10 protein-coding genes are annotated in these 13,211 nt (G+C 61.1%); 3 read left to right on the top strand and 7 right to left on the bottom strand.

Translation table 11 applies throughout. The features are described 5' to 3' along the window. Positions 1–263: 263 nt before the first annotated feature. Positions 264–2,258 carry an Ig-like domain-containing protein gene (locus tag ACE3OH_RS11880; RefSeq protein ID WP_374352616.1) on the bottom strand — a complete coding sequence of 665 codons (1,995 nt, stop codon included), beginning with the start codon at positions 2,256–2,258 and terminating at the stop codon, positions 264–266. A 271-nt stretch (positions 2,259–2,529) separates the two neighbouring features. Here ACE3OH_RS11880 and ACE3OH_RS11875 point away from each other — a divergent pair, with 271 nt between their 5' ends. Continuing rightward, positions 2,530–3,264 (top strand): hypothetical protein, encoded by a 735-nt coding sequence (locus tag ACE3OH_RS11875; RefSeq protein ID WP_374352613.1) that lies wholly within the window; start codon positions 2,530–2,532, stop codon positions 3,262–3,264. A gap of 385 nt (positions 3,265–3,649) precedes the next feature. Here ACE3OH_RS11875 and ACE3OH_RS11870 read toward each other — a convergent pair whose 3' ends face one another. From ACE3OH_RS11870 to ACE3OH_RS11855, 4 genes are all read right to left on the bottom strand, one after another. Then, the gene (locus tag ACE3OH_RS11870; RefSeq protein WP_374352610.1) at positions 3,650–4,126 is read right to left on the bottom strand and encodes a hypothetical protein; all 477 of its coding nucleotides are present in this window, start codon (positions 4,124–4,126) and stop codon (positions 3,650–3,652) included. A gap of 6 nt (positions 4,127–4,132) precedes the next feature. Continuing rightward, complete coding sequence (locus tag ACE3OH_RS11865; RefSeq protein ID WP_374352607.1) at positions 4,133–6,436, bottom strand: Tex family protein; 2,304 nt, start codon at positions 6,434–6,436, stop codon at positions 4,133–4,135. 24 nt (positions 6,437–6,460) lie between these two features. Continuing rightward, positions 6,461–7,015, bottom strand: coding sequence for a GNAT family N-acetyltransferase (locus tag ACE3OH_RS11860; RefSeq protein WP_374352604.1), 555 nt, complete (start codon positions 7,013–7,015; stop codon positions 6,461–6,463). A 481-nt stretch (positions 7,016–7,496) separates the two neighbouring features. Then, positions 7,497–8,321 (bottom strand): ChbG/HpnK family deacetylase, encoded by an 825-nt coding sequence (locus ACE3OH_RS11855; protein WP_374352619.1) that lies wholly within the window; start codon positions 8,319–8,321, stop codon positions 7,497–7,499. A 22-nt stretch (positions 8,322–8,343) separates the two neighbouring features. Here ACE3OH_RS11855 and ACE3OH_RS11850 point away from each other — a divergent pair, with 22 nt between their 5' ends. Then, on the top strand, positions 8,344–10,032 hold the full coding sequence (locus tag ACE3OH_RS11850) for a phospholipid carrier-dependent glycosyltransferase (RefSeq protein WP_374352601.1): 1,689 nt from the start codon (positions 8,344–8,346) through the stop codon (positions 10,030–10,032). A 169-nt stretch (positions 10,033–10,201) separates the two neighbouring features. On the opposite strand, the gene ACE3OH_RS11845 is transcribed toward ACE3OH_RS11850, so the two are convergent. Continuing rightward, complete coding sequence (locus tag ACE3OH_RS11845) at positions 10,202–11,176, bottom strand: glycosyltransferase family 2 protein (RefSeq protein ID WP_374352598.1); 975 nt, start codon at positions 11,174–11,176, stop codon at positions 10,202–10,204. 286 nt (positions 11,177–11,462) lie between these two features. Next, on the bottom strand, positions 11,463–12,572 hold the full coding sequence (gene asd, locus ACE3OH_RS11840) for an aspartate-semialdehyde dehydrogenase (protein WP_374352593.1): 1,110 nt from the start codon (positions 12,570–12,572) through the stop codon (positions 11,463–11,465). 457 nt (positions 12,573–13,029) lie between these two features. Between asd and ACE3OH_RS11835 the strand changes: the two genes are divergently transcribed. Beyond that, the coding region (locus ACE3OH_RS11835) for a hypothetical protein (RefSeq protein ID WP_374352590.1) at positions 13,030–13,211 on the top strand (182 nt) is incomplete at its 3' end.

The following is a 13,211-nucleotide window of genomic DNA, read 5'->3' as shown; positions in this document are numbered from 1 at the left end:
GGCCTTGTGCCAAAATCCTGCAAATTCCTTTCAACCCACGCAAGCGCGGCCAATGCCATTTATTGCGCAAATCGATGCCAATTTTCGCGCGCCGCTACATACAGGGACTGCCTCTACATGCGGCATACAAAGCCCATCACCCTCTCCCCAGCCCTCCCCCGTCAAGGGGGAGGGAGCGAACTCCGCGACAAACGGCCGTCTAGTCCCGGCTGAACCGGCCGCTCCAGTTCCAAGCTCTATTCGCGGCCGCCCCACGGCGCTTATCAGGGGTCGATCAGGGTAACAATGGCAGTGGAAGTCAGCCCGCCCGCATCGCGGATGGTGTAGGTGAAGGTATCGACCCCGAACACCCCTTTCGGCTCGAAGCGCACCTTGCCGTTTTCAATGCTCACCGTGCCGGTGCCGCCGGCCGGCTGGGTCAGCGACACGATGCTGATCGCGTCGCCATCCGGGTCGCTGTCATTGGCCAGCACATCGAGCACCGAGCTGCTGGCGCCCGATACGGTGAAGGAGTCATTGCGGGCCGTTGGTGCGCGGTTGGGCTGGCTCACCTTTACCGTCACAGTCGCCGTCGCTTCCAGACCGCCTGCATCCTTGACCGTATAGCTGAAGCGGTCGCTGCCGGTAAAGCTGGCAGGCGCCAGATAGCGAAGCTGGCCGTTTTCGATGCTGACCTGCCCTTGTGCGCTACCGACGCGCACCACAGTCAGTGCATCGCCATCCGGGTCGCTGGCGCTTTGCAGCACTGGCAGCAGTACCGCTACCCCGGCAACCGCGGTAAAGCTGGCATCACGCGCCAGCGGCGCCCGGTTGATATAGCTGCGCTCGCGCTTGTCGCTGCGGCTTTCCTCCACCACCCGGTAGACATCGACGCTACGCTTGTGCTCGATCGGCGAGCGCAGGGCGCGGCGTAGCCAGACCGGCTCCTGCACCACTTCTTCGCGGCGCACCGTGGTAACAGGCGGCAACACGGCGGGCTCAACAGCCGGCAGAGTCACCGTCTCGCTACGCGATTCAAAGGTGACAAATTCCAGATCGACGCGGCGATTCAGATGGCGGGTGTCTGGCTTGGCCGGGAACTTGGGCTCGCGCTTGCCACGCGCTTCCAGTACCACGGTATTGGCATCGACCACCCCTTGGGCGATCAGATAATCACGCACCGCTTCGGCACGCTCGCGCGATACGCGCATATTGGCGGCATCGCTGCCCAGATCGCAGCCATGGCCAACCAGATGGATATTGCCTTCGCGGCCCTGCTGGCGTAGCAGGCCGGCAATACGGTCGAGCTCGCTACGCGCTTTGTCGGTGAGGCGCGCCTTGCCCAGCTCGAAGAAGGCATCGCTGGCCATGCTGACCGTGGTCTTGACCATGCGGGTTTCGGTTTTCGGCGCTGGCGCTGGCGGCTGTACCGCCGGCGTGGTCTCGGTCACCGTGCGATACAGGCGCTCCGAGCGGAACGCCACCGCGCCGAAATCATAGCGGTAGCTGAGCCAGAAACGGTTGCTGCTGCGACCGGCATCGAAGGGGCCGGACTTGCTGGCATGGTCCAGCTGCAAGGCCATGCTGTGCGGGCCATTGCCGAAGTGCTTTTCCAGCGACAGCGAAGTGGTGGTCTGACGTGCGCCCTGCTCGCCCCATTCGTGATCGACGCCAAAGGTGGTGCGCAGATTGGCATCGGTCCAGTCGCGGCCGGCGCGCAGGCCCAGGCCATTGCGATAGGCGCGCTCGAACTGGCGGGTGACGATGGTGGTGGTGGTGGTATCGCGGAACAGGCGGCTGCCTTCGCTGCCTTCCACCGAACTGACGCTACTGGTCTGGCTGCTGCCCACCAGGCGACGGCTGCTCAAGCCCTGGCTCAGATAGCCGGCACCAAACCAGTCGCCCTGTTGCAGGCCATAACCGGCGGTGAGCTTGCCATCGCCAGCGGCATTGCGATCGTAAGCGGCGAAATACTGGTCCACCACCGTGCCGCGCGCATGGTTGAAGCTAAGCTGACCGCCACCGGCGCGATCGGAATACCAGAGCTGGCCCAGCCAGGCATTGTTGGCCGTTTCACTGAGCAGACCCAACCATTCACCATAAAACTTGCCCCCCTTGGCCACGCCCACACTCAGGCGTGCCGAGTCGCCCACGTATTGCAAGCTGCCTTCGTTTTGCAGCGGCGAGGTCTCGGTGGCAGCAAACAGCGGCAGCGAGGCCAGCAGCAAGACCAGCAGCTTGGGCAGGCTGGCGGGATGGTGAAAAAATGTTGTTGTCATTGTTGGTTTCAGTCAAAGCAACGCCCGCAAAGGCGGGCGTATTCAGGAAAGGCGACGATGATAGCTGTGCTTGCTTGCCTGTGTAAATATTTCGGATTGTCTCGCACTTGCGACGAAGATAAATTCGCCGCCCGAGAGCAACCTCTCCAAGCGCAAGTCAAAATATGTTTCTTAATCACGCGACGCCTGGTTGGAAATATTTGGACGTTGACTTGATCATTCTTTTCACATCACAACCACTTGATCAAAATATACAAAGCCCCGAGGAAAAATGAATAAATTCTTAGTAATTATTGCGCTCACCGCGATTTACCTCCCTGCTCACGCATCCATAACGCCCGGCCAGGTTGAATTTGTTGATCGCATGTACCGTGTTGGCCTTGGAAGGGCCCCAGACTCGGACGGCTTTAACTGGCATATTCAAAGTATAGATCAGAGCAGCTGCTCGGCCACGCAGGCTGGAAATGTTGCATCAGCCTTTTTTGGATCAGCCGAATTTCAGAGCTTTCACCTAGCACCAGAAGAGATTTCCGCCCGTCTTTACGGCGCCATCCTCAAAAGGACTCCAGATTCTAGCTGGGCAGCTGATGTTATCAGGACAGGCGCATCGCCTGCTGTGATGGCGCCTGCCTTTACGGCCTCAGATGAGTTCCAAACGGCTCAACTGCCTAAATATTGCAATGCACCGCCCCCTGTAACCTGTAAGACAATCGAAGGTTCAGAAAAAGTCGACACTATTAAAACAACGAGCAATGATACCGTCGCGCCGTATACAGCTCCGCGAGACAATGGCAACTATGACAATGCAACAGGGATACGCCAATGTTATATCGGCGTTTACAGCGGCAGCGTAACACGGCAGTGTGGCTCAGATGGTCGTTGGCAGGTAACATCGACTAGCAAGGCTGGATATGGTGGCGTACTCTTCTATCCTAGCGCCCCCTTTAAAAGCTGCACCTCATCGCCCATTCCGTCCTTCCCCAGAAATTACATATTTGACCTTTAAGCACGGAATTTTCAGAAATCAATAACAGCGGAATGTCATGATGCGCCTGATGGCATCGGCTAGAGCCGACTATCAAACCCCATTGATTATCTGACTTTTCTACGCGCAAGAGTGAAGTGCGAGATTTTCTCACCAGTTTGCTAGCAGCAAGTGAGTGAGAAATTCTACCTGCCTAAATCGCATCAACAGCCAGGTAGGTAAAACCTTGTTTCATGTACAAAGCCAGAAACACGCCATGTCAAGTCAAGTTACTTAAAATCAACGCATTACCCGCGAAAGCGAATGTACCACACACACCAAACTCGCTGGATTTCGACACTGCACAAGAGGCACTCGGACCGCACACTTACTTCCCAATTGTTATTTCGGCGAAATACAAAAACGCTCAGCGATGAAAAATCGAAGCTTTCGCAATATTCTCTTGCGGCGTGAGTCGTTCAAGGCTGGCGCCTAGCAATTCGAGATTCTCGTAACCAACAAAGCGTAGCTCCTCGCCAGATGCCGTCTTGACCAAAACTGATCTCAACTCACCAGAGGTAGTCTGCAACCTAAGGCTGACGATTTGAGAGAGATCACAAGCGGCCTCGGTACCTCCATGGCGAGCGACGAGCCTTCGACTCTGCTCATCCAGCGTAATGACCGGATATGCCGACTTTCCGGCGCTAATTTGCTTGTAGCTCCGGGCAATCTCTGCGGCTAGTACGACAAGGCCAATAATTGGCCAGTACTTGTCATTCGAACTGCTGGAGTCCAGCGCCCATACCACCAAAACAGGGGAAATGGCTAAGCAGCACACGATCCGAAAGACCGCCTTCCGGCCTTGTCGCCGCACAAAATCATCTGAAATCTGAAATTCCATCATTGCAAGCTACCGCTTCAAGGCCGCAAACGCCGCCGCCATCGCCCCGCCGGCCGGTTTTTCCTCGCGCGGCGCTGCACGCTTGCCCGCTGGCTGCGGCGCAGGGCGGCCGCTTGAAGTCGGCTCACCGGGCGTGTCGTCCAGTCGCATGCTCAGCGCAATGCGCTTGCGGCCTACGTCCACTTCCATCACCTTGACCTTCACCACATCGCCGGCTTTCACCACATCGCGCGGGTCTTTCACATAGGTTTTCGATAGCGCCGAAATATGCACCAGGCCATCCTGGTGCACGCCGATATCCACAAAGGCGCCAAACGCCGCCACATTGCTGACTACGCCCTCCAGCACCATGCCGAGGCGCAGGTCCTTGATGTCTTCCACACCGTCCTGAAAACTAGCGGTCTTGAACTCCGGGCGCGGGTCGCGGCCGGGTTTGTCCAGTTCACTCAGAATGTCGCGCACCGTTGGCAGGCCAAAGCGCTCGTCGGCAAAGTCGGCCGGGTTGAGCTGCTTGAGCGTGCCGGAATCACCAATCAGGCCTTTCACCTCGCGCTGCACCTTGGCGAGGATCTTTTCCACCACCGGATAGGCTTCCGGGTGCACCGCCGATGCATCGAGCGGGTTGCTGCCATTCATCACCCGCAAAAAGCCGGCCGCCAGCTCGAAGGTTTTGTCGCCGAGGCGCGGCACCGCTTTCAGTGCGGCGCGGCTGGCAAAGGCGCCATGCGCATCGCGGTAGGCAACGATATTGGCAGCCAGCGTACCGTTAAGGCCGGACACGCGGGTCAGCAAGGCAGTGGAGGCGGTATTCACATCCACCCCGACCGCGTTCACGCAGTCTTCCACCACCGCATCAAGGGTGCGCGCCAGTTCGCCCTGGTTCAGGTCGTGCTGGTACTGGCCGACGCCAATGGCTTTCGGGTCGATCTTCACCAGCTCGGCCAGCGGGTCTTGCAGGCGGCGGGCAATCGACACCGCACCGCGCAGGCTCACATCCAGCTCGGGGAATTCCTTGGCAGCCAATTCGGACGCCGAATACACCGAGGCGCCGGCTTCCGACACCACGATCTTGGTCAGCTTCAGCGCCGGGTAGAGCTTGATCAATTCGCCGGCCAGCTTGTCGGTTTCGCGGCTGGCAGTGCCGTTGCCGATGGCGATCAGGTCGGCGCCATGCTTTTTGGCCAGCGCCGCCAGTACCGCAAGCGAAGCATCCCAGTCATTGCGCGGTGCATGCGGGTAGATGGTGGCGGTATCGACCAGCTTGCCGGTCTGGTCCACCACCGCCACCTTCACGCCAGTGCGCAGACCGGGGTCGAGGCCGATGGTGGTGCGCGGGCCGGCTGGCGCTGCCAGCAGCAGATCTTTCAGATTACTGCCGAATACCTTGATCGCTTCTTGCTCGGCTGCATCGCGGATGCGGTTGACCAGTTCCACTTCCAGCGAGAGGAAAATCTTCGCCCGCCAGGCCAGCCGCACGCCATCGAGCAACCAGCGGTCGGCCTTGCGGCCTTCGTCGCGAAGGCCGAAATGCTGGGCAATGCGCGCTTCGCCGGCACTGGCGCGGCCGGGCGGCAAGTCGGCGTCTTCCGGCAGGGCCAGTGTGAAGTTGATAAAGCCTTCATTGCGGCCACGCAATAACGCCAGGGCCCGGTGCGATGGCACCCGCGCCAGCGGCTCACGGTGGTCGAAATAATCGGCGAACTTGGCGCCTTCCTGGCGCTTGCTCTCGTCCGCCAGGCTGGCAACGATCTCGGCGCGCTCCCACAGGTGCTCGCGCAGCTTGCCGATCAAGGCGGCGTCTTCGGCGTATTGCTCGATCAGGATATGGCGCGCGCCATCGAGCGCCGCTTTGGTGTCCGCAACACCGGCATCCGCATTCACAAAGGCCGCCGCTTCCGCTTCCGGGTCGCGGCTCGGGTCGGCCAGCAGCATGTCGGCCAAGGGCGCCAGGCCCGCCTCACGGGCAATCTGGGCACGGGTGCGGCGCTTTTGCTTGTACGGCAGATACAGATCTTCCAGCCGCTGCTTGTTATCGGCCGTCAGCATGTCGGCTTCCAGCTCTGGCGTGAGCTTGCCTTGCTCGCGCACCGAGCTGATCACCGCCAGCCGCCGCTCTTCCAGCTCACGCAGATAGCGCAGGCGCTCTTCCAGCAAACGCAGCTGGGTATCGTCGAGCCCGCCGGTTACTTCCTTGCGGTAGCGCGCAATAAACGGCACCGTCGCCCCCTCGTCCAGCAGGCCGACAGCTGCCACCACCTGGGCGGCGCGGGCATTGAGTTCAAGGGCAAGGCGTTGTTCGATGGAAGGCAGCATGGAATTTCCAGGGGCGGGGGCCATTCAGGCCGCAAAATCGGATTGGATCAAAGAAAAAACATAGGCATCGCGCGACTCGCCAGCGCGACGCAAACGATGCCGCGCCAGCCCTTCGAGGCTAGCACCCAGTCTGCGCGCAACCGCCTGGCTACCCAGGTTTGCCTGTTCGGCGACAATTTCGATACGGTGAAACATCAGCTGTTCAATGCCAAAGCGTGCCACCACAGCAGCCAGCTTGCTGGCCCAGCCCTGGCGGGCATGCCTGCTATGCACCCAATAGCCAAGATTGGCCATTTGGTGCTGACGCTGGATTTGGTTCAGAGAAGCAACCGCACGCACGGTGTTGTCAGCGGGGTCGAACAGACCAAACGCGAACTCGGTTCCCGCCTGCCAGCCGCTTTCGCAAGCAGCGGTAAAGGCAACAGCCTGATCAAGCCCGAAATCGGCTGTGCACCAGTCTTGCCACGCCCCGACTTCGGCGCGTGAAGCATCGACGGCAGCAAACAGGTTTTCGGCATCGGAGGTGGCCAGCGGCCGAATCACGCAATCGCCCGTTTCAAGCAGCGCAGTTCGAATCATGGTGTGTCAGCAGGAATCCGGAAAATACTCGGGCCGTCGGCAAAGCGCCCAGCAACGGGGTTGCGATGTATATCAGACGGCAGCGGAATCGTCCACGTTGCTCAAGTACGTGGTGTGAAGGCACGGTGGGCATTGTGTAGATCGGCATATTCACCCTGGCGTCGTGCACCAGAAGGCAGGTCGGGTTTCACCCCGGCAAACTTCGCAAAGAGCACGCTCGGACGATGCTGTCGGGGTGAATTCCGACCTACCGCCCCCTTCTCTGTGCCCCTTTGTGCTCTCCGCGTCCTCTGCGGTTCAAGGTGTGGGGGTGTTCCGGTGCGCCGGTCAGGACGTAGGTCGGGTTTCAACCCGACAAATTGCCGCAGAGCTTGAGCGACGATGTCGGAATGAATTCCAACCTACCGCGCCCTTCTCTGTGCCACCTCTGTGTTCTCCGTGTCCTCTGTGGTTCAAGGTTTTGGGTGTTTCGCCAAACTTGTCACACCGCGCCTAAGGACGGCGCAAACACCAGATGCGCCTGTGCGGCGGCAAGGGCGGCCGGCCAGGCGTCGGATGCCAGCCATGCGAACTCGGCCTGACGCGCCGGGCCGATCACATCATCGGGCAGGGCTTGGGTCGCCGGGTGGCACATCATCAGGCCGCCATCGGGCAGCGCCGCCAGCCATTGCTGCATCAGGCTGCCGAAATCGGCATCGGCGCTCAGGCTGTAGAGGCCAGCAAACGCCGGTATCAGCGGCACACCCTGTTTACGGGCGGCACGGGCATGGGCATTGGCGCCCATCAGTTTGAGGGCCAGCGCTTTCGAGGCCGGCATGGGGCCGACCATATTGGCCAGGCTACGCATCCACGGCCGCTGCTGGTAGCGCTCGGCCATCACGCCCAGCAGTACATGGCGCACCTGCGGGAACAGATGCACATGCTGATGCCCATCGACAAAGGCCGGTGCCGCCCCCATTACCGCCTCGTAGCGGTCGAGCTGGCGCGCAAACGCATCGCGCAACCGGCCACGGCCCAGCCGGCGTAAATGCGCCGCCAGCATCACCTTGCTCAGCGCCTGGGCCGGCAGGCCTTCAAATGCTTCGGTCAGGTTGAAATGCAGGCCGGCGCGGGCTTCCCAGCCATGCCGGCGCAATTCGCTGCCATGCTCGGACCAGGCCGGCGCATCGCTCATGCAGGAGGTAACCGACAGCCGTCCTGCCGCCATCAGCGCCACAATGGCTTCGCTGACCGGCAGGTTTAGGGCAAAATCGTCGGCGCATAAAATCAGCGCCTTGCTACCCGCCGCCGTTGCCGGCCTTTCCACAGTTTTCAAACGGATGTTTCCCATGTCTGATCGCCGCAAATTACTGCGCGACCTCGCTGTATTGCTGATTGTCCTGTTGCCCTGGTTTCTCGCCCTGCTGGGCGCCCGCCCGCTCAATGTGCCGGACGAGGGCCGCTACCCCGAGGTAGCGCGTGAAATGCTGATGAGCGGCGACTTTATCACGCCCCGTGTCAACGGCGCCCTGTTCCTCGACAAGCCCGCGCTCTACTACTGGCTGCAGGCAGCCAGCTTTGCCGTATTCGGCGTCAGCATTGCCTCGGTGCGGTTGATGCCGGCCCTGTTCGGCGTGGCCGGCTGCCTGTTGGTGTTTGTGGCCGGCTGGCGCTTTTTCAACCGCCGCACCGCCTGGTTAGCGGCGCTGACCATGGCCGCCTCGCCGCTGTACTTTCTGGCCAGCCAATATGCCAATCTCGATCTGGAGGTGGCGGTGTGGATTACGGCCGCGCTGTTCGGCTTTCTGTTCGCCCAGGCCGAGCCCGTCGACAGCCCGCGCCGGCGCCTGTACTTTGCCCTGGCTTACCTGGCCGGTGGCTTCGGAGTGCTCACCAAGGGCCTGATCGGCATCGTGCTACCTGCCATTGCCATCTTTGCCTGGATGCTGTGGCGGCGCCGCTGGCGCGATTTGCCGCGCTGGTCGCTGCCTTTACTGCCCATCGGCGTGCTGGCGGTATGCCTGCCCTGGTACACGGCGGTACAGCTGCACAACCCGCAGTTCCTGCATTTCTTTTTTGTTTACCAGCAGTTCGAGCGTTTTTCCGGTGGCGGCTTCAACAACGCCCTGCCCGCCTGGTTCTACCCGGCCATTCTGGCGCTGGGGCTGTTGCCGTGGACTTTCTGGCTGCCCGCCGCGCTCAAGCGTGCCTGGCAGCAGCGCGGCGAAGCGGGCGATCTGCGCGCCTTCCTGCTGGCCTGGCCGGCGGTGATATTGCTGTTCTTTTCGCTGCCAACGTCCAAGATCGCCGGCTATATCCTGCCGGTGGTGCCGCCGTTGGCGCTGCTATTGGGTGCCTATCTCGATGAATGGCTGGATGCGGCCAAAGGCCGTAACTGGCTGCCGCGTATCAGCGCTGTGGTGTTGATTGCGCTGGCCCTGGTCGCCTTCTTCAGCGCCGGCAAGGAATGGCAGCATCCGCAACGCGCATTGCAGCATCCGGAACTGCCCTGGCTATTGCTGGGCATGGGTGCCACCCTGCTGGCTGGTGCGCTGGCCTGCCTGAGCAGTCTGCGCGGCAAAGCCCTCCATGCAGTGATCGGACTTGTGCTCGCCGGCATCGGCTTGTGCGCTTGGGCAGTACCGCTGGTGCCCTGCTACGACAAGGAATCGATCCGCACCACCGCTGCGCGCATGCTGCCCAAGCTGACGGCCGACACGGTGATCGTCAACTACCGCAACTACTTCCAGGACCTGCCGCTGTACCTGAACCGCCACGAGCCGATCCGGGTGGTGGACGACTGGACCGACCCGAATATCGTCAAGGTGGACAACTGGCGGCGCGAGTTCTTCTATGCCCTGAAGGACCAGCCCGAGGCGCGCGGCTGGCTGCTCGACGAAGCCGCCTTTGCTGCCCTGCTACGCGGCCCGCGGCCGGTGATGGTAGTGCTGACCAGCGATCTGGCCGATGAGGTGCAACGCCGCTATCAGCTACAGGAAGTGTCGCGCACGCCGCGCTTTGTAGTGCTGAGCCGCTGAGAAGCGAGACTGAAAACCTGCAGACACAGAGAACGCGGAGACCACAGAGCGCACGGAGAATGGGCAAATCCAATCTGTTTTTCTCTGTGTGCTCTGTGTTCTCGGTGCGCTCTGTGTCAACAGGTTTCAGGGTGTTAAACCATGCGAGAAAACAAACAGCTGAGGTGCATCACTCCGTCTTGTCGGTCTGTTCAAACCCCAGCCGCTGCGCCACCAGATAGGTCGGTCGCTGCTTCACCTCATTGAACACCCCGGCCAGATATTCTCCGAGGATGCCGATCGACAGAAGCTGGATGCCACCGAGGAACATCATCGCCACGATCAAGGTAGCCCAGCCCGGCACATCGACGCCGAACGCCAGGGTGGCGAATACGATCCAGGCGGCGTAGCCGAGCGAGATGGCGGAGACAACGATGCCGACGATGCTCCATACCCGCAGCGGCACATCGGAAAATGCCACGATGCCGGTTTGTGCCAGACGCAGCAGGCCGCCGATTCCGAACGATGTTTCGCCGGTTTCGCGCTCCTGCACCACAAAGGGCACCGCGACCGAGGGAAAGCCCACCCAGGCGTACAGGCCTTTCATAAAGCGGCCGCGCTCGGGCATCGCTTTCAGCGCATCGATCACCTTGCGGTCCAGCAGGCGGAAGTCGCCAGCATCGGGCGGAATATCGACGGTAGAGAGCCAGTTGAGCAGGCGGTAGAACAGATTGGCGCCGGCGCGCTTGATGGCCGACTCATCCGCTCGCGAATCGCGCACGCCATACACCATGTCGTAGCCGGCTTGCCAGCGCTGAACAAACTCGGCAATGGTAGCCAGCGGATGCTGGAAGTCGGCGTCGATCAATACCGCCACCTCGCCCGAAACATGGTCGATACCGGCAGTGAGCGCCGCTTCCTTGCCGAAATTGCGCGATAGATTGATAAAACGCAGCGCCGGGTTGCTGGCGCACAGATCGGCTACCACCTGGGCCGTGTGGTCACGGCTGCCATCGTTGACCACGACGATTTCATACTTTGGCGTAATCGCCGCCAAGGTAGTGGTGAGCGCGGCGACAAAGGCAGCAATGCCCTCGGCCTCGTTATAGGCGGGCACCACGCAGGAAATGAAAGGCTGGGCGGGGCGTTGGCTGGGAATAGGCAAATTGGCCTCGGTAAGGTGCACAGTCTGCGCCGGGCGCAGGAAACGCTGGATTTGCCAGCCGGATTCCGAGCCTGGCTGAACACAGGCGCGAAAAAGGCGAATTGTAGGTCGGAATGCATTCCGACGGCTTGTGTGTGTGCAGGCGGCTATCGTTTGTCGGCTTAAAACCCGACCTAAACAACCCTCCCCCATCAAGAGGAGCAGGGCCATACACCCGATGCGCCACAAAAATGTCGCCGGATTTTACGCCGGCGACATGGTTTGCTCCGCAAGAAAAAGCAGCGGCTTACTTGTCGAGCAAGATCCGCAGCGTGCGGCGCAGCGGTTCAGCAGCGCCCCACAGCAGCTGGTCGCCACAGACAAAGGCCGATACATAGCTTGGGCCCATATTCAGTTTGCGCACCCGACCCACGGCAATATCGAGCTTGCCGGTGACGGCGGTTGGCGTCAGCTGCTGCACGCTGAGGGCGCGATCGTTCGGCACGAAGCGGGTCCATGGCGTGCTGGCGGCAACCAGTTTTTCCACCTCGGCAAGCGGCAGGTCCTGATTCAGCTTGATGGTCAGCGCCAGGCTGTGGCAGCGCATGGCGCCAATGCGCACGCACAGGCCATCGACCGGCACCGTGGCCGTGGTGCCAAGAATCTTGTTGACCTCGGCCTGGCCTTTCCACTCTTCCTTGCTCTGCCCGTTATCGAGCTGCTTGTCGATCCACGGGATCAGGCTGCCGGCCAGCGGCGCGCCAAAGTGCTCGGTCGGGAATTCGCCCCCACGCATGGTTTGCGCCACGCGGCGGTCGATTTCCAGAATGGCGGACGACGGGTCGCTCAATAGATGCGCTACCGAGCCGTGGATGCTGCCCATCTGGCTGATCAGCTCGCGCATATTCTGTGCACCGGCGCCCGAGGCCGCCTGGTAGGTCATCGACGACACCCACTCCACCAAGCCGGCCTTGAACAGGCCACCCACGCCCATCAGCATGATGGAATTGGTGCAGTTGCCGCCGATAAAGTCCTTGCCACCTGCGGCAATGGCGCCCTTGATCTGGTCGAGGTTGACCGGGTCGAGCACGATGACGGCCGAATCTTCCATGCGCAACGTGGAGGCGGCATCGATCCAGTAGCCCTGCCAGCCAGCTGCGCGCAGCTGCGGGTGCACTTCGCTGGTGTAGTCGCCGCCCTGGCAGCTGATCAGCACATCCATGGCGCGCAGGGCATCGATGGATTTGGCATCTTGCAGCGCGCTGGACCCTTGGCCCACATCGGGCGCGGCGCCGCCGATATTCGAGGTGGTAAAGAAGCTGGCCGCAATATGGGCGAAGTCGTTCTCTTCGCGCATTCTTTGCATCAGCACGGAGCCAACCATGCCACGCCAACCAATCAATCCGACTTTCAACATGATGTATTCCTTGATCCTGGAGTTGGGGAAACCTCGCAGCCGGATCGGCAATGCTTGGTGACAGCCAAGGGCAATTCATCACCAAAGCCTCAGCACTGAGGAGCGCGCAGTTTACCGCAGGAATGCTGCAGTGCGGAATCCGCCGCGCGCAGTGCGCGCCCCCGGCCCAGAGGCGCAAGGCCGATTGTGTGGCGCATCGCGGCCTGGGGAAACCCGCCAGCCGGATATAGTTATTATCGGAATCAGACATACCACAGCCTCCCCCTCGCCGATTTGCCTCCCGGCAGTGCCCGCCCGCGGCACAGACCTCGCTTGTGTCGTCCTCCAGCCTTGCGATCGGCTATATCTAGGAAGTCGCCAACTGCAAGGCCGGGACACGTCGTTAGCCGTCCTGGCCGCGCCGCCCGCTCGCCCGACGGGAACGAGCCATGCGCCCAGCCACAGAGGTGGAGCACTTATGCTGCAAATTGCGGAATCCTTCGAGAAGCGCTGCTGGATCTGCCTGCTGCCCTGGCTGCTAAGCAGCCTCGCAGTGCAGGCCGACGAAAATGACAAGCCGCTGTTCACCTTTGCCAGCTACGGTACGCTGGCGCTTACCCACTCTAGCGAGCAGCGCGCCGACTTCAGCAGCAGCTTGCT

It is taken from the genome of Chitinimonas sp., assembly GCF_041904975.1.
Lineage (GTDB): Bacteria > Pseudomonadota > Gammaproteobacteria > Burkholderiales > Chitinimonadaceae > Chitinimonas.
The sequence above is the reverse complement of the archived record's forward strand: the minus strand, read 5'-3'. Positions and strand labels throughout refer to the sequence as shown.

Excerpts from the sequence above, each read along its gene's own strand:
- ACE3OH_RS11880 (WP_374352616.1), bottom strand. The coding sequence starts at position 2,258 with ATGACAACAACATTTTTTCACCATCCCGCCAGCCTGCCCAAGCTGCTG.
- ACE3OH_RS11875 (WP_374352613.1), top strand. The coding sequence starts at position 2,530 with ATGAATAAATTCTTAGTAATTATTGCGCTCACCGCGATTTACCTCCCT.
- ACE3OH_RS11870 (WP_374352610.1), bottom strand. The coding sequence starts at position 4,126 with ATGATGGAATTTCAGATTTCAGATGATTTTGTGCGGCGACAAGGCCGG.
- ACE3OH_RS11865 (WP_374352607.1), bottom strand. The coding sequence starts at position 6,436 with ATGCTGCCTTCCATCGAACAACGCCTTGCCCTTGAACTCAATGCCCGC.
- ACE3OH_RS11860 (WP_374352604.1), bottom strand. The coding sequence starts at position 7,015 with ATGATTCGAACTGCGCTGCTTGAAACGGGCGATTGCGTGATTCGGCCG.
- ACE3OH_RS11850 (WP_374352601.1), top strand. The coding sequence starts at position 8,344 with ATGTCTGATCGCCGCAAATTACTGCGCGACCTCGCTGTATTGCTGATT.
- asd (WP_374352593.1), bottom strand. The coding sequence starts at position 12,572 with ATGTTGAAAGTCGGATTGATTGGTTGGCGTGGCATGGTTGGCTCCGTG.